This window comes from Streptomyces sp. NPDC006385 (assembly GCF_040612485.1).
Classification (GTDB): Bacteria; Actinomycetota; Actinomycetes; order Streptomycetales; family Streptomycetaceae; genus Streptomyces.
This window is the reverse complement of sequence record NZ_JBEXQG010000012.1, coordinates 48085-70713: the sequence shown is the minus strand read 5'-3', so window position 1 is coordinate 70713 and position 22629 is coordinate 48085. Positions and strand designations below refer to the sequence as shown.

At 71.2% G+C, this 22629-nt stretch carries 17 protein-coding genes and 1 pseudogene; 8 read left to right on the top strand and 10 right to left on the bottom strand.

All coding sequences use genetic code 11. The annotated features are described in order from the left end of the window. Positions 1-23: 23 nt before the first annotated feature. Entirely contained in the window at positions 24-2804 is a 2781-nt protein-coding gene (locus ABZ078_RS12420) for a DEAD/DEAH box helicase (RefSeq protein ID WP_356574357.1), read from the top strand. On the opposite strand, the pseudogene ABZ078_RS12415 reads toward ABZ078_RS12420, so the two are convergent. From ABZ078_RS12415 to ssd, 7 genes and pseudogenes are all read right to left on the bottom strand, one after another. After that, positions 2779-3129 (bottom strand): annotated as a pseudogene (locus ABZ078_RS12415) (Rv3654c family TadE-like protein); the annotation flags it as partial. The gene ABZ078_RS12420 and the pseudogene ABZ078_RS12415 overlap by 26 nt on opposite strands. A gap of 65 nt (positions 3130-3194) precedes the next feature. Then, positions 3195-3524 carry a TadE family type IV pilus minor pilin gene (locus ABZ078_RS12410; protein WP_356574355.1) on the bottom strand — a complete coding sequence of 110 codons (330 nt, stop codon included), beginning with the start codon at positions 3522-3524 and terminating at the stop codon, positions 3195-3197. A gap of 61 nt (positions 3525-3585) precedes the next feature. Next, the gene (locus ABZ078_RS12405) at positions 3586-3795 is read right to left on the bottom strand and encodes a DUF4244 domain-containing protein (RefSeq protein WP_356574353.1); all 210 of its coding nucleotides are present in this window, start codon (positions 3793-3795) and stop codon (positions 3586-3588) included. A 224-nt stretch (positions 3796-4019) separates the two neighbouring features. Further along, a complete protein-coding gene (locus ABZ078_RS12400) occupies positions 4020-4808 on the bottom strand; it encodes a type II secretion system F family protein (RefSeq protein ID WP_356574352.1) in 789 nt (262 codons plus the stop codon). An 86-nt stretch (positions 4809-4894) separates the two neighbouring features. Further along, complete coding sequence (locus ABZ078_RS12395; protein ID WP_356574350.1) at positions 4895-5755, bottom strand: type II secretion system F family protein; 861 nt, start codon at positions 5753-5755, stop codon at positions 4895-4897. 34 nt (positions 5756-5789) lie between these two features. Next, positions 5790-6974, bottom strand: a complete 1185-nt coding sequence (locus ABZ078_RS12390) for a TadA family conjugal transfer-associated ATPase (protein WP_356574348.1) — start codon at positions 6972-6974, stop codon at positions 5790-5792. A 425-nt stretch (positions 6975-7399) separates the two neighbouring features. After that, complete coding sequence (ssd, locus tag ABZ078_RS12385; protein WP_356574346.1) at positions 7400-8512, bottom strand: septum site-determining protein Ssd; 1113 nt, start codon at positions 8510-8512, stop codon at positions 7400-7402. 573 nt (positions 8513-9085) lie between these two features. Between ssd and ABZ078_RS12380 the strand changes: the two genes are divergently transcribed. Beyond that, the gene (locus tag ABZ078_RS12380) at positions 9086-9919 is read left to right on the top strand and encodes an HAD-IB family hydrolase (RefSeq protein ID WP_356574344.1); all 834 of its coding nucleotides are present in this window, start codon (positions 9086-9088) and stop codon (positions 9917-9919) included. Between the two features lie 414 nt (positions 9920-10333). Here the strand turns inward: ABZ078_RS12380 and ABZ078_RS12375 are convergent, their stop codons facing one another. Next, complete coding sequence (locus ABZ078_RS12375) at positions 10334-11158, bottom strand: oxidoreductase (RefSeq protein ID WP_356574343.1); 825 nt, start codon at positions 11156-11158, stop codon at positions 10334-10336. Positions 11159-11357: 199 nt separating this feature from the next. After that, a complete protein-coding gene (locus ABZ078_RS12370; RefSeq protein WP_356574341.1) occupies positions 11358-12668 on the bottom strand; it encodes a hypothetical protein in 1311 nt (436 codons plus the stop codon). Between the two features lie 296 nt (positions 12669-12964). Here ABZ078_RS12370 and ABZ078_RS12365 point away from each other — a divergent pair, with 296 nt between their 5' ends. The 6 genes from ABZ078_RS12365 to ABZ078_RS12340 all read left to right on the top strand — a co-directional run bounded on the left by ABZ078_RS12365 (position 12965) and on the right by ABZ078_RS12340 (position 21269). After that, positions 12965-15562, top strand: a complete 2598-nt coding sequence (locus ABZ078_RS12365; protein WP_356574339.1) for a SulP family inorganic anion transporter — start codon at positions 12965-12967, stop codon at positions 15560-15562. Positions 15563-15846: 284 nt separating this feature from the next. Next, positions 15847-17802 (top strand): acetate--CoA ligase, encoded by a 1956-nt coding sequence (gene acs, locus ABZ078_RS12360; RefSeq protein ID WP_356574338.1) that lies wholly within the window; start codon positions 15847-15849, stop codon positions 17800-17802. Positions 17803-18003: 201 nt separating this feature from the next. Beyond that, entirely contained in the window at positions 18004-19443 is a 1440-nt protein-coding gene (gene nhaA, locus ABZ078_RS12355) for a Na+/H+ antiporter NhaA (RefSeq protein WP_356574336.1), read from the top strand. 77 nt (positions 19444-19520) lie between these two features. Then, on the top strand, positions 19521-20024 hold the full coding sequence (locus tag ABZ078_RS12350; protein ID WP_356574334.1) for a phage holin family protein: 504 nt from the start codon (positions 19521-19523) through the stop codon (positions 20022-20024). Next, positions 20021-20959, top strand: a complete 939-nt coding sequence (locus ABZ078_RS12345; protein ID WP_356574332.1) for an alpha/beta hydrolase — start codon at positions 20021-20023, stop codon at positions 20957-20959. Before ABZ078_RS12350 ends, ABZ078_RS12345 begins: the two co-directional genes overlap by 4 nt. Positions 20960-21086: 127 nt before the next feature. Next, positions 21087-21269 (top strand): hypothetical protein, encoded by a 183-nt coding sequence (locus ABZ078_RS12340; RefSeq protein ID WP_356574330.1) that lies wholly within the window; start codon positions 21087-21089, stop codon positions 21267-21269. 88 nt (positions 21270-21357) lie between these two features. Here ABZ078_RS12340 and ABZ078_RS12335 read toward each other — a convergent pair whose 3' ends face one another. Next, complete coding sequence (locus tag ABZ078_RS12335) at positions 21358-22557, bottom strand: MarP family serine protease (protein ID WP_356574329.1); 1200 nt, start codon at positions 22555-22557, stop codon at positions 21358-21360. Positions 22558-22629 lie beyond the last annotated feature (72 nt).

Here is a 22629-nt window from a genome sequence, read left to right as displayed (position 1 = left end):
CCAAGGACGGTTCGCCAGCCGCGATGGCATTCAATCACTTACCGGCAGGCGTGCACGACGCCTTGGTCCCATTGTCCGTCACGCCAGTGACACACTCGGTGCCGATGGCCAAGAATCACCGATCCGATCGATCCCCGACGGGCCCCGTTTCCCGGGTGGACCCGGGCACGGTGCTGGGCCGGCTCGCCTCGGGGCCGAGCCGGGCTTCGCGCATCACTCATACGGAGCATGTGCCCCCGCGGGCGGGTCGGCATGCCGTCTGGCCCGACCGGATCCGCGCGGAGGTCATCGCCGCCGTGCAGGACGCGGGAATCGAACACCCCTGGGCCCACCAGGCACGGGCCGCCGAGCACGCCCTGGACGGCGACTCGGTGGTGGTCGCCACGGGCACCGCGTCCGGCAAGTCCCTGGCCTACCTCGTGCCGGTCCTGTCCACCCTTCTGGACGGCTCCGAGGCCCCGAGCGGCCGCGGCGCCACCGCGCTCTACCTGGCCCCGACCAAGGCCCTTGCGGCGGATCAGTGCCGTTCCGTGAAGGAACTTTCACATCCGCTGGGCAATTCCGTACGGCCGGCCGTGTACGACGGCGATACTCCATTCGAGGAACGCGAGTGGATCCGCCAGTACGCCAACTACGTGCTGACCAACCCCGACATGCTGCATCGCGGCATACTCCCGTCACACCCCCGCTGGTCCTCCTTCCTGAAGGCGCTGAAGTACGTCGTCATCGACGAGTGCCACACCTACCGCGGTGTCTTCGGCTCCCACGTCGCCCAGGTCCTGCGCCGACTGCGCCGCCTGTGCGCCCGCTACGGCTCCTCTCCCGTCTTCCTGCTGGCCTCCGCGACCGCCGCCGAGCCCGCGGTCGCCGCCCGCCGCCTCACCGGCCTCCCGGTGGTCGAGGTCGCCGACGACGCCTCTCCCCGCGGCGAACTGGTCTTCGCCCTCTGGGAGCCCCCGCTGACCGAACTCCAGGGCGAGAAGGGCGCACCCGTCCGCCGCACCGCCACCGCCGAGACGGCCGACCTGCTGACTGACCTCGCCGTCCAGGGCACCCGTACCGTCGCCTTCGTACGCTCCCGGCGCGGCGCCGAGCTGATCGCGGTCATCGCCCAGGAACGCCTCGCCGAGGTCGACCGCTCCCTCGCCCGGCGTGTCGCGGCCTACCGCGGCGGCTACCTCCCCGAGGAGCGCCGCGCCCTGGAGCAGGCCTTCCACTCCGGCGAACTCCTCGGCCTCGCCGCCACCACCGCCCTCGAACTCGGCATCGACGTCTCCGGCCTGGACGCCGTACTGATCGCCGGCTATCCGGGCACCCGCGCGTCCCTGTGGCAGCAGGCGGGCCGCGCCGGCCGCTCGGGGCAGGGGGCGCTGGCGGTTCTGGTCGCCCGAGACGACCCGTTGGACACCTACCTCGTCCACCATCCCGAAGCCCTGTTCGAACGGCCCGTGGAGTCGACGGTCCTCGACCCCGACAACCCGTACGTCCTGGCACCGCACTTGTGCGCGGCGGCTGCGGAAATCCCGCTGACCGAGGAGGACTTGACGCTGTTCGGCCCGGAGACCGAGGGGCTGCTGCCGCAACTGGAGGCCGCGAAGCTGCTGCGCCGCCGTACGAGGGCCTGGCACTGGACACGCCGGGAACGGGCCGCCGACCTCACCGACATCCGCGGTGAGGGCGGCCGCCCCGTGCAGGTGGTCGAGGCCGGGACGGGCCGGCTGCTCGGCACGGTCGACGCGGGCGCCGCGCACAGCACGGTGCACGAGGGCGCGGTCCACCTGCACCAGGGCCGCACGTATCTCGTCCGCTCCCTCGACCTGGAGGACTCGGTCGCCCTGGTCGAGGAGGCGGCCCCGCCGTATTCGACGGTGGCCCGGGACACGACGTCCATCTCCGTCCTGGAGACGGACGTCGAGATCCCGTGGGGCGACGGCCGCCTGTGCTACGGCTCCGTCGAGGTGACCAACCAGGTCGTCTCCTTCCTGCGTCGTCGGCTCATGACCGGTGAAGTACTGGGCGAGACGAAACTCGACCTCCCTCCTCGTACGCTGCGCACGCGCGCGGTGTGGTGGACGGTCACCGAGGACCAGCTGGACGAGGCCCGGATCAACCCGGAGATCCTCGGCGGCGCCCTGCACGCCGCCGAGCACGCGTCCATCGGCCTGCTGCCCCTCTTCGCCACCTGTGACCGCTGGGACATCGGCGGCGTCTCGATCCCGCTGCACCCCGACACGCTGCTGCCCACGGTCTTCGTCTACGACGGCCACCCCGGCGGCGCGGGCTTCGCGGAGCGCGCCTTCCACACCGCCCGCGCCTGGCTCACCGCCACCCGCCAGGCCATCGCCTCCTGCGAGTGCGACGCCGGCTGCCCGTCGTGCATCCAGTCCCCCAAGTGCGGCAACGGCAACGACCCGCTGCACAAGAGGGGGGCGGTGCGGCTGCTGACGGTGCTGTTGCGAGGGGCGCCGGAGGGGGAGCTCGGGTCGGGCGGGGAGGGGGTGGCCGCCCCGGCGGGGGGCGAGGAGACCGGCCCGGCGGAGGACGGGGAACCTGGCCCGGCGGGAAGCGGGGAGTCTGGCCCAGCGGGAGGCGGAGCGCATGTTCCGACCGAGCCTGCGCCTGTCCCCACCAAGGGCGGGACACAGGAGTCGGCGTCGGCCGCGGAATCGGTCAGGGAGCCGACGTCCGGTCCGTCCCCGCAGGGCCGATCCGCGGAAACCCAGTCGCCCGGTCCGCCCCCGCATCGCCGGCCTGCGAACGCCCCGTCGGCAGGACCGGCCCCGCAGGGCCCGCCCGCGCCCTGACCTCCGCCGCGAACGGCCCCCGGCCCGACGCCGCCGTCACATCCGAGACCTCGCCCACCACCACGCACCGCACGAGCCGCACCCCCTGTGCCCGGGCCACCCGCTCCGCCCGGGCGCAGGCCGCCTCATTGCCCTCCGCCCAGTGGTCGGCCGCCGCGAGCGCGGCGAGATCCGCACCGCCGGCCGCGTGATGCCGGGTCACAACGGCTTGCCCCAAGGCGAGCACTACGCCGAAGACGACGCAGAGCACGGCGATGGCACCGACGCTCCAGACGGTGGCCGAACCTTGGTCGGAGCGCAGAGAGGCGGAGGGGCCCTGTGGCACGTTCCGGCCAGAGTTCCGGCGTGCGATGGGCCTGCGACCGGTATGCCGCCCCGCGATGTCCCCTCTCATGGGCCCGCCCCCACCCTCTCCTCCGCCGACGCCACGGCCTCCTCCCGCACCTCGAAGGGAAGCCCTCGCAGCAAGGGCGGCTTCGCCACGACGGTGACGTGGACCTCGTCCCCCTCCCGGCCGACGGTGACCGTCGCACCGCGCGGTGCCGCCTCGCGGGTCACCTCGATGACCGCGTCTTGCGGATCCTGCCGGGCTGCCGCGCGGGCGCCGGTCCGGGCCGCGTCCACGCACTGGATCTGCGCGGCCACCACGAGCAGTCCCCACACCAGCGCCATCGCGAACATCACCAGCACGGGCAGCACGACAGCCGACTCAGCGGTCACGAACCCCTCGTCGGACGCCCGGCCCCGCGCCCGTACGGACCCGCGATCCTCTCCCTCCCACTCACATCCGCGCATCGAGCGCCTGCTTCACGATGGCCTGCAGCTCCGCGCTGACCTGCCCGCTGGTCACGACCTTGTAGAGCACCACGGCGAACGCCACCGCCGCCACGATCCCCATCGCGTACTCGGAGGTGACCATCCCCTCATCCCTCCGCGTCGCCCGCGTCCTGCACATCAGAGCGCGCACCCGTGCCCGTACCGCCTTGCACATCTCAACCCCCGTAAGGTCCAGTCCCACTTGGAAGCAGCTGTCTTGAAATCAGCTGCTCAGCTTCTGCTTTTCACCTTCTACCGACGAACGCCTGCCTGCTCCACACCTGGTGACGAACGCCTGCTCGCTCCAGGCCCGCGGACCACCGCCTGCCTGCTGTACGCCCCGCGACGATCTCCCGCTACCGATCCCGCGACCGTCGCCGACCCTTCGACCTCCCCTCGTCATCCAGCACCCCCTCCCAGCACCCCGCCCGCCAGCCCGATCACCACCGGCGCCACACCGACCGCGATGAACGCGGGAAGGAAGCACATCCCGACCGGCGCTGTGACCATGACCGCCGCCCGCCTGACCCGTTCGGTCGCGTTGCGCGCCCAGTCGGCGCGAGCCTCCGCGGCGAGTCGTGCGACCGGTCCGGCGGCCGGAAGGCCCGACACATCGGCCCGCTCCAACAACCGCGCCAGCGCCCCAGCCCTCGGCAAGGCAGCCAGCCGCTGCCACGCCTCACCCGGCGCACCGCCGAGCCGCACCTCCGCAGCGCCTCTCGCCAACCCGTCCCCGACAGGGCCACCCAGGGCATCGCCCACCGCCTGCGCCGCGATCACCGGACCGGCTCCCGCCGCGATGCAGGCCGCCAACAGGTCGGCGGCGAGCGGAAATTGCCGGGCCACCTCACCGGCGTCGAGCCTCTCCGCTCCGTGAACGGCTTCCTGACGACGTCCCCACAGCCACAGCCCACCCGCGATGAGCAGCCCCACCGCGACCCCGGCGACACCACCGATCAGCACCCCACCGGCGCTCACGCCGGCCACCATGGGCAGCCCCTGCCGCGCGCACCGCCGTACGTCGATCCGTCGCTGTTTGGACGTCACGTCCGCGGTCGTCACCAACTCGGCGATCCGGCGCCGGACCCTCCTCTCGTGCCGCACGGTCAAGAGCCACCGCAAGAGCCACACGGCGACCATCGCCATACCCACGGCCACCCCCAGCCTGTGGACAACTTCCGCACTCACCACCGCCTCCAGCCTGTGGACAGCTTCCGCACCCATACCGTCGATTCCCTCTCACGACTCCGCCCGACTCCGCCCGACTCCACTCCTCACACCGCCTCCGCTCCCCGCACGATCCGCAGCGCCCACCACATCCCCAGCCCCTCCAGCACCCCGCCGACCACCAGGCACCCGAGCCCCGCCCCGGTATGCAGCAGCACCCGCAGCGGATCGGCCCCCATGAAGGCACCGAGCAGCAGCCCCAGGACCGGCAACCCGGCGAGCATCACGACCGTCGACCGAGCCCCGGCCAACTGAGCACGGAGATCGGCGCGTTGGTCACGTTCGGCACGCAACACCCCTTCGAGGCGTTCAAGGCCGGCCGCGAGCCCCGCACCCTGGTCCACGGCCACCCGCCAGCACGCCGCCAGGCCCGACAGCCCCTCGGCGCCCGGCTGCCGTGCCGCGGAGGCGAGCGCGTCCGGCACATCTCCACCGAACCGCGCCGCCGCCAACACCGCGGCCTGCGCTTCCCCGAGCCCGCCGGAGTCCCGCGCCGCCCGCAGCAACGCCTCCCCCGGCTGTCTCCCGGCCCGGACCTCCCCGGCGAGCGCGCCGCACAGCGCGATCACGGCCTCCCCACGGCGCTCCCGTGCCCGCCTCGCCTCCCGGGCCAGCCGCGCTCTCCGCAGCAACGGCACCCCGGCCGCCCCCGCGACGACCGGCAGCACCGACGACCCCAGCACGCCCAGCACCAGCCCGACGACCGACGCCCACCACTCGGGCCGAAGCCGTCCCCGCAGCCGCCGCAGCTCCCCGGCCAGCCGCCGCCAGTCGGGCGGCCCGCTTCCCACCACCCCACCGCCCGCGAGCAGCAACTGCGCCCGCCGGGCCCCGGAGTCCCGTCCACCCAGCAAGCAGGCGACCGCCCCGAGACACACCACCGCCGCGCCCAAAGACATCTCACCCATTCAGCCCACCGAACCCCTCACGATCGCCGAACCCTCACGTCACCGAACCCCTCGCAGCACCGGCCACATCACGACCCTCACCCCGAAGCAACCCCCGTAGCCGTTCCCACCCCCGCTCGTACGCGAAGGCGTCCGCGCCCCACCGCAGCGCCGGCACTGTTCGCACCAGCCCCGACGGGTCTCGCTCCAGCACATGCACCTCGGCGATCCGCCGCCTCCCGGCCCGGTCGCGTACGAGATGGAGTACGACCGACAGCGCGGCCGCCAACTGGCTGTGCAGGGCGGCCCGGTCCAGCCCGGCCGCGGTGCCGAGCGCCTCCAGCCGGGCCGGTACGTCGGCCGCCGCGTTCGCGTGGACGGTCCCGCAGCCTCCTTCATGGCCCGTGTTCAAGGCGGCCAGCAGATGGATCACTTCGGGTCCGCGCACCTCTCCCACGACCAGCCGGTCCGGCCGCATCCGCAGCGCCTGCCGCACCAGGTCCTCGAGCGTGACGAGCCCGGCGCCCTCCTGGTTGGCGGGTCTGCTCTCCAGCCGTACGACATGCGGATGGTCCGGCCTGAGTTCTGCCGAGTCCTCCGCGAGCACGATCCGCTCACCGGGCCCGACCAGCCCGAGCAACGCGCTCAACAGCGTCGTCTTGCCGCTGCCCGTACCGCCGCTGACCAGGAAGGACAGCCGCGCGTCCACCAGCGCCCGCAGTACCCGGTCGCCGCCCGGTGGCACCGTGCCCGCGGTGACCAGCTCGTCGAGCGTGAACGCCCGCGGCCGTACGACCCGCAGCGACAGGCAGGCACAGCCGACGGCGACCGGTGGCAGTACCGCGTGCAGTCGAGTCCCGTCAGGCAGCCGGGCGTCCACCCAGGGCCGCGCGTCGTCCAGCCGCCGCCCGGCGACCGCGGCAAGACGTTGCGCGAGGCGCCGCACGGCCGCCGCGTCCGGGAAGGACACGGACGTCAGTTCCAGACCGCCGCCCCTGTCGACCCAGACCCGGTCCGGCGCCGACACCAGCACGTCCGTCACCGACGGATCGGCGAGCAGGGGCTCCAGCGGGCCGCTCCCGACCAGCTCGGACCGCAACCGCTCAGCCGCCCCCAGGACTTCGGCGTCGCCCAGCACCCTGCCCTGCTCCCGCAGGGCCTGCGCCACGCGCGCGGGCGTCGGCTCGCCCCCACTCTCCGCCAGCCACTGCCGCACCCCGTCGAGCAGCCCCGCCGACATACCTGCCCCTGCCGTCCCGGCCGCCCCGGCCACCCCTCCGTCCGAGGCCCACCGCGCAGCCGACGCGTCCGCCCGAAGCGCCGACGGTCCCGCCCGATCGGTCGACGCCCACCGCACAACCGACGAACCGACCCCATCGACCACCCCCCACTGCCCACCCGACGGCCGGGCCCGATCGTCGACCACCTGCCCCGCAGGAGCCGTACCGGCGGCCACAGGGTCCGACGCCCGACCCGCAGTCCCCGGCGCCACCCCCTCGCCCACAGCCCCGTCCGCAGCCCCGTCCGCAGCCCCGCCAGACGCCCACCGCGGCGTGCCCCTGCGTGCCCTGCCGATCGCCGTCCCGCCCGTCCTCCACCGCTCGGGAGCTGCCCGCACCGAGCCCGCCGCGCTCGCGCTCTCCCGGTCGAGCCCCGAAGCCGTGCTCATGCCGTCCTCGCTTCCAGCAAGGCGCGCTCCCAGAACTCCCGGCAGAACCGCGCCAGCGGACCCCGCCCCACGGCCCCCGGCGGAGCCTTGCTCTCGTGCGGCCGCAGCAGCCCCGACTCGATCGGCACCTCGCCCACGAGCGGCAGCTCGAGCAGCCGGGCCACCTCCCGGTCGTCGAGTCCCGGCGCGTACGGCCCGCGTACGGCCACCCGTAGGTCCCGCAGGACCATCCGTACCGCGGAGGCCACCTGCCGGGCCGCGGCGACGGCGCGCAGTTCGGCGGGGACCACGAGGATCCCGACGTCGAGCTGGGCCAGGGCCTCCGCCACACCGTCGTCGATACGGCGGGGCAGGTCGACGACGACCGTGCCACCCCGGCGCCGGGCGGCGGCGAGCACCGCTCGCATCGCCTGCGGCGGCACGGCGAGGCAGTCGCCGCGGTCCCAGCTCAGCACCCGGAGGGAGTGCAGCTTCGGCAGCGACTCCTCCAAGGCCCCACTGCCGAGCCGCCCGCGCGAGCCGGCGAACGAAGGCCAGCGCAGGCCCTCGGTCGTCTCGCCGCCGAGGAGGACGTCGAGTCCGCCACCCAGCGAATCGGCGTCCACGAGCAGCGTGCGCAGCCCCTCACGCGCGGCGGTGACGGCGAGGGCGCACGCGAGCGTGGAGGCTCCCGCACCGCCACGGCCGCCGATGACCCCGACGGTCAGGGCGGGCCGGCCGACGCCCTCGGCGACATCGGCGATGCGGTCGACCAGCCACTGCTCGCCGTCGGGCAGCATCAGGACGTGATCGGCGCCGATCTCGACGGCCCGGCGCCATACTCCCGAGTCGTCCTGGTCCCTGCCGACGAGCACCACTCCGCCTCTGCGTCCGGCGCCGCGCACGCGCCGTGCGGCGTCGTCACCGACCAGGACGAGCGGCGCGGCTTCCCACGTGCCCGTGGGCTCGGGCACCCCGTGGTGGACCTCGGGTGTGGCGCCGGCCGCCGCGCACAGGCGCAGCAGGTCGTCGAGCAGTTCGGCGTCTTCCGTGACGATCAACGGCTTGCCCGGCCGCCCGGAGGCGGTGGGCGGCGGATCGTGTGTGACGGCTGCGGCCACGGTTTCCATCCCCCTTCGCTGCATCACTCGCGCAGCCCTGCGGCCCCGCGATTCCCCAACATGTGAAGAACCGGCAACCGGCCTCCATATGAACGGCCGATACGAACCGGCCAAACACGCCCGACTAACCGGAACCGGCCATGAAGTCGGTCCGAGCGGGGCGCGCTGGAATCACGGTGCAGCGATCCCGCAAATCGTGTGGATCTTGGTCGATAACTGTGGACAACTCGGCGCTTGTGAATATCGCCGTCACCCATACCGGTGACCCCCGCACCAACCCCTGTGCGACTTCCGCAGAGCAGCACGACGATTACACACAGTCATGGATCATGGACGCGCCGAGGAGGTGACCGAAGTCGCCCGGTTCCGGCCCTGCGGCCGCGCTGGAAAGCGGAAAACCCACCCGGACATGCGACGACCCCCGCCGGGGGGGAGAGCGGGGGTCGTCTCCACGGCCGACTCGGGGGGGGAGGAGTCGGACCGGGTTAGCACGGTCGCGAACGATCCGTGACTTCCATGGTGTACCCGAGAGCCCTCTCAGGCAAACCCACGCGCCCACCTTACGCCGAATGGGCTGCGCCTATGCTCAGGGACGTGGAAAACCGCTCCTTGCCCCGCACAGCCGCCTTCTTTGACCTGGACAAGACGGTCATTGCGAAGTCGAGCACGCTCACGTTCAGCAAGTCGTTCTACCAAGGCGGTCTGATCAACCGCAGGGCCGTCTTGCGTACCGCATATGCCCAGTTCGTCTTCCTGGCCGGCGGCGCCGACCACGACCAGATGGAGCGCATGCGCGAGTACCTGTCCGCGCTGTGCCGCGGCTGGAACGTCCGGCAGGTCAAGGAGATCGTCGCCGAGACGCTGCACGACCTGATCGACCCGATCATCTACGACGAGGCCGCCTCCCTCATCGAGGAGCACCACGCCGCCGGCCGCGATGTCGTGATCGTGTCCACGTCGGGCGCCGAGGTGGTCGAGCCGATCGGCGAGTTGCTGGGCGCCGACCGCGTGGTGGCCACGCGCATGGTCGTGGGCGACGACGGCTGCTTCACCGGGGAGGTGGAGTACTACGCCTACGGCCCGACCAAGGCCGAGGCGATCAAGGAGCTGGCCGAGTCCGAGGGCTACGACCTCTCCCGCTGCTACGCCTACAGCGACTCCGCCACCGACCTGCCGATGCTGCAGTCCGTCGGCCATCCGCACGCCGTGAACCCCGACCGTCCGCTGCGCCGTGAGGCGCTCGCGCGCGGGTGGCCGATTCTCGACTTCCACCGCCCGGTCCGGCTCAAGCAGCGGATTCCCTCCTTCTCGGTGCCGCCGCGTCCCGCCCTGGTCGCGGCGGCGGCCATAGGAGCGGCCGCGGCCACCGCGGGCCTCGTCTGGTACGCGAACCGCCGCCGTACGGCACTCGCCTGACTTGCGCCTGCCGTTCACGCGTGCCCTGCGACACATCGCTGCCCGTTTGGCGGGTCTTTGAGAGTAAAAGTAAAGAACTGCAGCCAGACCTTCCGCTTGGTTGCGTTCTGGAGTACAAAGGACTCAACGGCCCGCGAGACCAAGGACATCCGAGAGGATCACCTTTAAAACGCATTTGGCCCCACGGACCGAGCATGGACACCGGGCACCCACGCGACGTCGACCCGTCGATTACGGGCCAGCCGCACCAGGTGACGGGCAAAGTTCCCGACCTGATGGGCAACATATCGAGGACGCCTGGTAACCCGGTGGACATGCCAGCGGCGGTACGAGTCCTCGTACCGCCGCAACTTGTTCAAGCCCCCCGCTCGGGGGCTTTTTTTCGTGCCGTACGACGCTTCACGCGCGCGTGCGTCACGCCGCCCCGCGCTGCAGCGCCTCGCACACCGCCGTCGACTCGCGCGCCCCGAGTCCGATGGCCTTGCCGCAGTGGGCGATCCAGGCGGCCATGCCCTCGGGGGTGCCGGAGACATAGCCGTCGAGCGCCGCCAGATAGGCGGCGCGGCCCAGTTCGGCGTGGCCGACCTCCGCCGGGCAGACGGACTTGGGATCGAGGCCGCTGCCGACCAGGACGATGCGCTCGGCCGCGCGCGCGACCAGGCCGTTGTGGGAGGTGAAGGGGCGCAGCGCGAGCAGCTCGCCGTGGACGACGGCGGCCGTCACCAGAGCGGGCGCCGAGCTGCCGGCGATGATCAGCTCGGACAGCCCCTCCAGGCGCCCGTGCACCTCCGTCGCGCTCGGCGGCGCCAGCTCGACCAGAGGCTCGTCGACCGGCTCGCCCTCCTGGCGCGGGCGCCCGACCCGGTCGTCGTCGCCGGCCGCTGCCACCAGATGCAGCCGGGCCAGCACCCGCAGCGGTGACTGCCGCCAGATGGAGAGCAGTTGACCCGCCTCGGCGGTCAGCCGCAGGGAGGCGCCCATGACGCGCGACTCGTCGTCGCCGCTGAAGTCGGTACGCCGACGGACCTCTTCGAGCGCCCAGTCGGCACCCGACAGCGCCGCGGAACCGCGGGCACCGCGCAGGGCCGCCTCGGAAGTGATCTCATTACTGCGGCGCCGCATGATCCGGTGCCCGTAGACCCGGTCCACAGCCTTGCGCACGGACTCCACGGACTGGGGCACACCGGGCAGGGAACCGAGGGCCGCGAGCGGATCGGCGGTCGCGCCTGTCGTACTCATGGGTACGACCCTACGCACCCTGGGCCAGCGCCCCACGATCGAGTGGCCTTATTCACCCACACCTGTCACGGACCACTATCACCTCATTACGCTCCGTGAACCTGAGGTTTGCTTTACGGTCTGGCGGCGCAGGTCGACCCCGGGTTCGTACTCGGTGAGAGCGTCAGCGCCGCGTCCCGGGGCAATCCCCGCCTGACGCCTACTGCTTGACCGCCGGCGCCCCGGGCACTCCCCTCGGGGCCGGGGCCGGGTTCCCCGACAGGTAGGACGCCCAGCCCTGCTTCGGGGCCTCTCCGACGCCCAGCATGCGCAGCTTCCTCAAGGTCGCCGGGTCCTGGGCGTCCAGCCAGTCGGCGAGTTGCCGGAAGGAGACGCAGCGCACGTCGGGCTTGTTGCAGACCGCCTCGACGACCTCCTCGACGGCGCGCATGTAGGTGCCGCCGTTCCAGGACTCGAAGTGGTTGCCGATGATCAGCGGCGCGCGGTTGCCGTGATAGGCCCGGTGGAAGCCCATGAGCAGGCCGTCGCGCATCTGGTCGCCCCAGAAGTCGTGCTTGGCGGGGTTGCCCTGGCTCGTGGTGCCCGACTGGTTGACCATGAAGTTGTAGTCCATGGTGAGCTGCTCGTAGGAGTGCCCGGGGAACGGCACGAGTTGCATCGACAAGTCCCACAGTCCTCCCTTCTTCGAGGGCCAGACCTGGTTGTTGACACCGCTCGAGTCATAGCGGAAGCCCATCTCGCGGGCGGCCTTGACGAAGTTCTTCTGGCCTTCCAGACAGGGCGTGCGGCCGCCGATGAGCTCCTTGTCGTAGTCGAAGGGCAGCGGAGCCGCCTCGGTCATGCCGGTGTTGGTCTTCCAGGACTTCACGAACCGCTTCGCCTGGACGATCTCGTCCTTCCACTCCTTCACCGACCATTCGCCGACTCCGCCGCCACGGCCGCAGAAGTGGCCGTTGAAATGCGTGCCGATCTCGTTCCCCTCCAGCCAGGCCAGGCGCAACTGCTCCACGGTGGCGGCGATGCCCTCCTTGTCGTTGAAGCCGATGTCGGAGCGGCCAGGGGAGTGCTGCGGCGGGCGATACAGATCGCGCTTGTGCTCCGGCAGCATGTACACGCCGCTGAGGAAGTACGTCATCGTCGCGTTGTTGGCCTTGGCGACCTCGCGGAAGTGGGAGAAAAGCTTCTGCCCGTCCTCGCCGGCGCCGTCCCAGGAGAACACCACGAACTGCGGGGGCTTCTCGCCGGGCTTCAACCGCTCGGGCCTGGGCAGGTGCGGCTGCGCTCCGGTGTACGCGGTGGACCCGTCGCCGATCAGGCGGAAGGCACTCCTGGGCGCGGGCGCCGCCGGCTTCGACTTCTGCGGTCCTGACGCTCCCTGCCCCGACGGATCGGTGTCGGTCGCGCAACCGGCGATCGACGCGGCACAGACCGCGGCGATCGCGGTGCCCGCCGCGATCCTGTGCGTCGCGGTGGCCTTGCTGGGGGCGGCGATCCTGCGAGTGGCGGCCATGTTCCGTCCACCTTCCTTCTCTCGGGTGGCGACAGCGCCGCCAAGGTCGCACGGGACAGAGAAGGAATTAGTACGACAAGCCGACTAATCAGCTACTTCACTCTTTGGGAGGATTTATTAGTCCATTTGCTCGGAAAACCTATTCCAGCCCTTTACTCTGCATTACGATCCGTTTACTGACTGTTGATGCATCCCGCCACTGCACGCCGTGACCACACGGCCGCGACCCGACCCCTCGCCCACAAGCGGGGGACCACCAGATCCGCGACCGCGCTGCCCCGGAGGAGACGGGAAACATGTCCGCCTGCGTCCCCACCCGCGCCGACGACCCGAGTCGAGCGGAACGCACCCACGAACCCCACAGTCCGCCGCCACCCCGGCACCGCCGTCACCGCATCGCGGGCGCCGATGTGTCGGCCTCGATCGCGGTCTTCCTGATCGCACTCCCCCTGTCGCTGGGCATCGCCCTCGCCACCGGCGCCCCTCTGCAGGCCGGCCTCGTCGCCGCCGCCGTCGGAGGGATCGTCGTCGGCTGGCTCGGCGGCGCCCCGCTCCAGGTCAGCGGCCCCGCCGCCGGCCTCACCGTCGTCACGGCCGACCTCATCCATCAGTACGGCTGGCGGACGACCTGCGCCATCACCGTCCTCGCCGGACTCGCCCAACTCGGCCTGGGTTCCCTGCGTGTGGCGCGTGGCGCGCTCGCCGTGAGCCCCGCCATCGTGCACGGCATGCTCGCCGGCATCGGCGTCACCATCGCCGTCGCCCAACTGCACATCGTCCTCGGCGGCACCCCGCAGAGCGCTGTCATCGACAACCTCCGCGCGCTGCCCGCCCAGTTGGCCGAGCTACAGCCCGCCGCCATGTCGGTGAGCGCGCTCACCCTGGCCCTGCTGCTGCTCTGGCCGCGGATTCCCGGCCGGGTCGGACGACTTCTGCGCAACGTCCCGGCCGCCCTCGTCGCCGTAGCCGGAGCCTCATCGGCCGCCTCACTCGCCGGTCTGACCCTGCCCAAGGTGGACCTGCCGTCCTGGCAGAGCCACGCCCTGGCAGGTCTGCCGGAAGGCCCGGTGCTCGGCCTGATCGCCGCGGTGCTGACCACCACCCTGGTGTGCAGTGTGCAGTCGCTGCTCGGCGCGGTCGCCGTGGACAAGATGGTCGCCGCGCGCCCCGGGCTGCCCGCCCGCGTCGGCCGCTCCGACCTGGACCGCGAACTGCTCGGGCAGGGCGCCGCCAACATCGTCTCCGGCACGCTCGGCGGACTGCCGGTCGCCGGCGTGGCCGTGCGCAGTTCGGCGAATGTGCAATCCGGTGCCGTCAGCCGGAACTCCACGATGCTGCACGGCGTTCTCGTAGTAGTCGCCGCGCTGCTGATGGTTCCGATCCTGGAGCTCATCCCGCTCGCCTCGCTCGCCGCCCTGGTGATGGCCGTCGGCATCCAGATGGTGTCCCTGCACCACATCCGCACGGTGACCCGCCACCGAGAGGTGCTGGTGTACGCCGTCACCACCCTCGGCGTGGTGTGCTTCGGCGTCCTGGAGGGCGTGGCGCTCGGTATCGCCATGGCCGTGGCCGTCGCCCTGCACCGCCTCACCCGCACCCGGATCACGCACGACGAGAAGGAAGGAGTCCATCACGTACACGTACGAGGACAGTTGACGTTCCTCGCGGTGCCCCGGCTCAGCCGGGCCCTGCATCTCGTCCCGCAAGGCTCCCGTGCCGTCGTGGAGTTGGACGGCTCCTTCATGGACCACGCGGCGTACGAGTCACTGCAGGACTGGCAGAACACCCACACCGCGCACGGCGGCTCCGTCGAGCTGGTCGGTCGCAGAGCCGGAGTCCGGATCGGCGAGCCGACAACGCCGATCGGCCTCCATCTCGACACCGGGACGGCCGCGGCAGAGTCGGCCGACTGCCGTTGCCACCCCTGGACCGCCTGGCGCAACCACCAGTGCGAGATCCCGGACTCGGTCCCGTCCCACGACGGACGCGACGCACACCCCGGGGAACCGCAGGCGAACACAACCGGTGCAGCCGACGAGTCCGGAGCGTCCCGCGCCCCGGACGCCTCCAGCGGTCCGGCCGAGCCCGACACGGCCGGCGGGTCCAGCAGTGCCGATGGACTCACCGGGGGCGGCGGTCCCAGCACTGGCGACAGGCCCGGCGGGTCAGGCCGACCAGGTGAGAGCGGAGCCGACGCCTCCGGCGGAACCGACGGAATCCGGCCGAGCGCGCATCAACTGGCCCGGGGCATCAGCGCGTTCCAGCGCAACACCGCACCCCTGGTGCGGGGCGAGCTGGCGCGGCTGGCGCGCGAGGGGCAGCAGCCTTCCCAGCTGTTCCTCACCTGCGCGGACTCGCGGCTGGTCACCTCGATGATCACCTCCAGTGGTCCCGGCGACCTGTTCGTGGTGCGCAACGTGGGCAACCTCGTTCCGCTGCCCGGCGAGGAGAGCGGGGACGACTCGGTGGCGGCCGCGATCGAGTACGCCGTGGACGTGCTGCGGGTGCGGTCGATCACGGTGTGCGGGCACTCCGGGTGCGGGGCCATGCAGGCGCTGCTCGGTTCCGAGCCCGGCGACCCGCAGACCCCGCTCAGGCGGTGGCTGCGGCACGGGCAGCCCAGCCTGGAGCGGCTGTCCGACGACAGCCGGCCGTGGGCCAGACTCGCCGGGCGGGCTCCGGCCGACGCGGTCGAGCAGCTCTGCCTGACCAACGTGGTCCAGCAGTTGGAGCATCTGCGCGCCCATGAGTCGGTGACCCGGGCCCTCAGGGCGGGTGAGCTGGAACTGCACGGGATGTACTTCCACGTGGGTGAGGCACAGGCGTACCTGCTCACCGAGGGACAGGGGGACGAGGTGTTCGACGACGTGGGCGTGGCCGATCTGCCGGCGTGAGGCGGGCAGGTGCTGTGCGGTCCCGTTCGGCGCGGGGCCGCACAGCGCGCGCCCGGAGTACGGCGTATCGCCTGCTCCTGGGCCGAATGTGAGAGGGATTACAGACCTGAACCGCCTCCGCCTCACGTCCGTGGGAACGGATGACCCCGGGCGCCGTGAGGAGCTCCGGAATCCACCCCGCAGACAGGTCTAAACCAATTTTCCGTCGACCCTTGTCATCGGCCCCTCGGGTCTGATGAGCTGTGGCCTGGGACACAACGGACACCCTGGGAAAGGGAGATGTCGTGAGCAACGAAAGCCTGGCCAACCTGCTGAAGGAAGAGCGCAGGTTCGCACCCCCCGCCGACCTGGCAGCCAACGCCAATGTCACCGCGGAGGCGTATGAACAGGCCAAGGCTGACAGGCTCGGCTTCTGGGCCGAGCAGGCCCGTCGGCTGACCTGGGCCAAGGAGCCGACGGAGACGCTGGACTGGTCGAACCCGCCGTTCGCCAAGTGGTTCAAGGACGGCGAGCTCAACGTCGCGTACAACTGCGTCGACCGGCATGTGGAGGCCGGGCACGGCGACCGGGTCGCCATCCACTTCGAGGGCGAGCCCGGCGACAGCCGCGCCCTCACCTACGCCGAGCTCAAGGACGAGGTCTCCAAGGCCGCCAACGCGCTGCTGGAGCTGGGGGTCCAGAAGGGCGACCGGGTCGCCGTCTACATGCCGATGATTCCCGAGACGGCGGTCGCGATGCTGGCCTGTGCCCGCATCGGTGCCGCCCACTCCGTCGTCTTCGGCGGGTTCTCGGCGGACGCCCTCGCCACCCGTATCCAGGACGCGGACGCCAAGGTCGTCATCACCTCCGACGGCGGCTACCGGCGCGGCAAGCCCTCCGCGCTCAAGCCGGCCGTGGACGAGGCGATCGGCAAGGTGGACAACGTCGAGCACGTGCTCGTCGTACGGCGCACCGGCCAGGACGTCGCCTGGGACGACAGCCGCGACGTCTGGTGGCACGAGATCGTCGAGCGGCAGTCCGCCGCACACACCCCCGAGGCGTTCAACGCCGAGCAGCCGCTGTTCATCCTCTACACGTCCGGTACCACGGGTAAGCCGAAGGGCATCCTGCACACCTCCGGCGGCTACCTCACCCAGGCCGCGTACACCCACCACGCCGTCTTCGACCTCAAGCCGGAGACGGACGTGTACTGGTGCACGGCCGACGTCGGCTGGGTCACCGGCCACTCGTACATCGTGTACGGGCCGCTGGCGAACGGCGCGACGCAGGTCATGTACGAGGGCACCCCGGACACCCCGCACCAGGGCCGCTTCTGGGAGATCGTGCAGAAGTACGGGGTGACCATCCTGTACACGGCGCCGACCGCGATCCGTACGTTCATGAAGTGGGGCGACGACATCCCCGCGAAGTTCGACCTCAGCAGCCTGCGGGTGCTGGGTTCCGTGGGCGAGCCGATCAACCCCGAGGCGTGGATCTGGTACCGCAAGCACATCGGCGCCGACCGGACGCCGATCGTGGACACCTGGTGGCAGACCGAGACCGGCGCGATGATGATCTCGCCGCTGCCGGGCGTCACGCAGACCAAGCCCGGCTCCGCCCAGACGCCGCTGCCCGGCATCGCCGCGACCGTCGTCGACGACGAGGCGAACGAGGTGCCCGACGGCGGGGGCGGCTACCTGGTGCTGACCGAGCCGTGGCCGTCGATGCTGCGCACCATCTGGGGCGACGACCAGCGGTTCCTCGACACGTACTGGTCGCGGTTCGAGGGCAAGTACTTCGCCGGTGACGGGGCGAAGAAGGACGACGACGGCGACATCTGGCTCCTGGGACGCGTCGACGACGTCATGCTCGTGTCGGGCCACAACATCTCCACGACCGAGGTCGAGTCCGCCCTGGTGTCCCACCCCTCCGTCGCCGAGGCGGCCGTCGTCGGCGCCGCCGACGAGACCACCGGGCAGGCCATCGTGGCCTTCGTGATCCTGCGGGGCACGGCGGCCGAGACCGAGGACCTGGTCGCCGAGCTGCGCAACCACGTCGGCGCCACTCTCGGCCCGATCGCCAAGCCGAAGCGGATCCTGCCGGTGGCCGAGCTGCCGAAGACCCGTTCCGGCAAGATCATGCGCCGTCTGCTGCGGGACGTCGCCGAGAACCGCCAGCTCGGTGATGTGACGACGCTGACCGACTCGACCGTCATGGACCTCATCCAGGCGAAGCTCCCCGCAGCGCCGAGCGAGGACTGAACCCGGCCAGGACTGAGTACGGCCGTCGAGGGGTACCCGGCACAGAGCGCGCCGGGTGCCCTTCGTGTACGTACGGTGGGCAGCGCTGGATGCACTCCGGCGCATTCTTAAGTAAGCTAACCAAAGATTCTCACCCTCAGGTGCGCCGGGAAGTCTGGTCGGCATGTGTTCCGTCATGCCCACCGACCGGAGGTCTCCCCCGTGCCCGCGCCCCGCACCCCCGCCCCCGTCCGCAAGGTGTTCGGACGCCTGTCCCTTCCCGAGCGGAACTTCGTCGCGGAAGCACTGCGCACCGAGACGGTCGGTGGTGTGCTGCTGCTCGTCGCCGCGATCACCGCGCTGCTCTGGGCGAACGTGCCCCTGCTGCACGACAGCTACGAGAGCGTCGGCCACTTCCACATAGGCCCCGAGGCCCTCGGCCTGAACCTGTCCATCGAGCACTGGGCCGCCGACGGGCTCCTCGCGATCTTCTTCTTCGTCGCCGGGATCGAGCTCAAGCGTGAGCTGGTCGCCGGCGACCTCAAGGATCCGAAGGCGGCCGCACTGCCGGTCGTCGCCGCGCTGTGCGGGATGGCGGTGCCCGCGCTCGTCTACACGCTGACCAATGTCACCGGGGGTGGCTCACTGGCGGGCTGGGCCGTCCCGACCGCCACCGACATCGCCTTCGCGCTCGCCGTGCTCGCCGTCATCGGCACCTCCCTGCCGAGCGCCCTGCGCGCCTTCCTGCTGACGCTCGCCGTCGTCGACGACCTCTTCGCGATCCTGATCATCGCGGTCTTCTTCACCCATCAGATCAACTTCGCCGCACTCGCCGGTGCCGTCGTGGGCCTCGCCGTGTTCTGGCTGCTGCTGAGGAAGGGCGTACGCGGGTGGTACGTGTACGTCCCGCTCGCCCTCGTCATCTGGGGGCTGATGTACAACAGCGGCGTCCACGCCACCATCGCGGGCGTGGCGATGGGCCTGATGCTGCGCTGCACGCGGCACGAGGACGAGGCGCACTCCCCCGGTGAGCACATCGAGCATCTCGTACGCCCCCTGTCGGCGGGGCTGGCCGTACCGCTGTTCGCGCTGTTCAGCGCCGGTGTGGCCGTCTCCGGCGGTGCGCTCGGTGATGTGTTCACCCAGCCGGAGACGCTGGGTGTCGTCCTCGGGTTGGTCGTCGGCAAGACGGTCGGCATCTTCGGCGGTACGTGGCTGACGGCACGTTTCACCAGGGCCTCGCTCAGCGACGACCTGGAGTGGGCCGACGTGTTCGCCGTCGCGGCCCTCGCCGGCATCGGCTTCACCGTCTCGCTGCTCATCGGCGAGCTCGCCTTCGAGGGCGACGCCGCGCTGACCGACGAGATCAAGGCCGCCGTGCTCATGGGGTCCCTCATCGCGGCGGCCCTGGCGACCGTGCTGCTGAAGATAAGGAACGCCAAGTACCGCCGGATGGTGGAGGAAGAGGAGCGCGACGAGGACGCCAGCGGCATTCCGGACATCTACGAGCAGGACGAACCGGAGTACCACCTGCGGATGGCCGCCGTCTACGAGCGCAAGGCGGCAGACCACCGCCGTATCGCCGAGGAGAAGATCGCCGCGCGCCACGCGCTTGCCGAAGTGGCGGGCGGGGCAAGCGAGGAGGACCAGCGTCGGGCATGATCTGACGGGACGGTACAAAAGACGGAACCGTACGCACTCAGGCAGAACACGGAACCGTAACGACGAGGGAGACCGCGATGAGCGCACCCGACGGCAGCCCGGTCGGCGCCGAACGCAGCATCGGCCAGCTGTTCGCCTCGGCGACGACCGAGATGTCGGCGCTGGTGCACGACGAGATCGCACTGGCGAAGGCGCAGCTCAAGCAGGACGTCAAGCGCGGCGCGACGAGCGGCGGCGCGTTCATGGTGGCCGGCGGGGTGCTGCTGTTCTCCCTGCCGATGCTCAACTTCGCCCTCGCGTACGGCATTCGGACCTGGAGCGACTGGAACCTCGCGATCTGCTTCCTGCTGTCCTTCGCGGCGAACGTCCTCATCGCCCTGGTCCTCGCGCTGATCGGGGTCGTCTTCGCGAAGAAGGCCAAGAAGAGCAAGGGCCCGCAGAAGGTCGCCGCCTCGGTGAAGGAGACGGCGGGCGTCCTGCAGAAGGCCAAGCCGCACCCGCGTCCGGCCCCGGCACCGGAACTGGAGCCGGCGGACCGCGCGCCCGCGGCCATCGAGGCTGTGGCACGCTCGTCGTCATGACGGATCCCGCCACCCCTTCGGCGCAACCTGCCTCAGTCGTCCGAATCGACGGTCCCTGGACACACCGGGACGTCGCGGCCAACGGCGCGCGCTTCCACATCGCCGAGCTGGGTGACGGGCCGCTGGTGCTGCTGCTGCACGGCTTCCCTCAGTTCTGGTGGACCTGGCGGCACCAGCTCGTCGCGCTCGCCGACGCGGGTTTCCGGGCCGTCGCGATGGACCTCAGGGGCGTCGGCGGCAGCGACCGCACCCCGCGCGGCTACGACCCGGCCAACCTCGCTCTCGATGTCACCGGCGTGATCCGCTCCCTCGGCGAGCCCGACGCCGCGCTGGTCGGCCACGACCTGGGCGGGTACCTGGCGTGGACGGCGGCCGTGATGCGCCCCAAGCTCGTACGGCGGCTCGCGGTCTCCTCCATGCCACACCCCCGGCGCTGGCGCTCGGCGATGCTCTCGGACGTCAAGCAGACCAGTGCGGGTTCCTACATCTGGGGGTTTCAGCGCCCCTGGATCCCGGAGCGTCAGCTCACGGCGGACGACGGGGCGCTCGTCGCCCGGCTGGTCCGCGACTGGTCGGGCCCGCGGCTGCCGGAGGACGAGGCGGTGGAGATGTACCGCCGCGCGATCTGCATCCCGTCGACGGCGCACTGCTCCATCGAGCCGTACCGCTGGATGGTGCGCTCGCTGGCCCGCCCCGACGGCATCCAGTTCAACCGGCGCATGAAGCGGCCGGTGCGCGTGCCGACGCTGCATCTGCACGGCTCGCTCGACCCCGTGATGCGCACGCGCAGCGCGGCCGGCTCGGGTGAGTACGTCGAAGCACCGTACCGCTGGCGGCTGTTCGACGGGCTCGGGCACTTCCCCCATGAGGAAGACCCGGTCGCCTTCTCAACCGAATTGATCAACTGGCTGAAGGATCCCGAACCCGATCGGTGACCGCGTCGACGCGCCCGGTATCCGGACCTGAACACCTGTCCTACGAACAGCCAATTGCCTGGCGCATAGGCCAATTGGGGGCGCCTGAGGCGGTTATCGACCATGGGGCAGGGGCAGACGTCGGGGTATGGGCTGGACGCACGACTACAGTGACGCAGCACGCAATCGCCGCTCGGCCAGTGGGCTGAGCTCCCACCAGCGAGGCAGCGCCCCGCAGATAGCGGAGCCGGACCCCCGGGTGGGCATTCCGCGCATTCTGCGCCGCCGGGCCCGCTGGGTCTCGGTACGGCTGCGCCACCCGCGCGGCTGACCGGCCGCCTTTCCCACGGCCGGGCTCAGCAGCCCTCACGACCGGGCTCGACGGCCTCACCACCGGGCAGCACGCCTTCAGCGGGGACCTACAGCGCGCAGCTGTCGCTGTCCACCTGCTGGTTGGCGGTACGGCCCTTGACGATGTCCTCCTGGATCTCGTCCGCGGTGAGCGCGTAGCCGGTGTCGGCGTCGTCGAGGGACTTGGCGAAGACCACTCCGTACACCTTGCCCTCGGGCGTGAGGAGCGGGCCGCCGGAGTTGCCCTGACGGACGGTCGCGTACAGCGAGTAGACGTCACGACTCACGGTGCCGCGGTGGTAGATGTCCGGGCCGTTGGCCGGCAGGCGCCCGCGCACGCGCGCGGCACGCACGTCGTACGCCCCGTTCTCCGGGAATCCCGCGATGATCGCGCCGTCACCGCTCTCGGCGTCGGTGGACGCGAACTGCAGCACGGGTGCCTTCATGTCCGGCACGTCGAGTACGGCGATGTCGCGCTCCCAGTCGTAGCGGACGACCGTCGCGTCGTACTTCCTGCCCTCACCGCCTATCTGGACGGTGGGTTCGTCGACGCCGCCGACGACATGCGCGTTGGTCATGACGCGGCGGTCGGCGAAGACGAAGCCGGTGCCCTCCAGGACCTTGCCGCAACTGGTCGCCGTGCCCATGACCTTGACGATGGAGCGCTTGGCGCGGGCGGCGACCGGGCTGTTGGCCAGAGCCGGGTCGGGTGGCTGGACCTCGTTGATCGGCTCGTTCGAGAACGGGCTGAAGACCTGGGGGAAGCCGTTCTGCGTGAGGACCGAGGAGAAGTCCGCGAACCAGGTGTCCGCCTGGTCGGGCAGCGCCTGTGAGACGCCGTGCAGCACCTTGGAGTTGCGGACCTCCTTGCCGAGCGTCGGCAGCGTCGTCCCGGCGAGAGCGGAGCCGATCAGCCAGGCCACGAGGAGCATCGCGACGACGTTGACGAGGGCGCCGCCGGTCGCGTCGAGGGCGCGGGCCGGGGACCAGGTGATGTAGCGGCGCAGCTTGTTGCCGAGGTGGGTGGTCAGGGCCTGCCCGACGGACGCGCAGACGATCACGACGACGACCGCGACCACGGCGGCGGTCGTGCTCACCTCGGCGTTGTCCGTCAGCGCGTCCCAGATGACCGGGAGCAGGTACACGGCCACGAGGCCGCCGCCGAGGAAGCCGATCACCGACAGGATGCCGACGACGAAGCCCTGGCGGTAGCCCACGATCGCGAACCACACGGCGGCGACCAGCAACAGGATGTCCAGCACGTTCACTGCTTCAGGCTCCGCCTCGTCACTTTCCGATCACGCCCGGTCGGCCCGGGGCCCGGCCGACCGCACAACGGC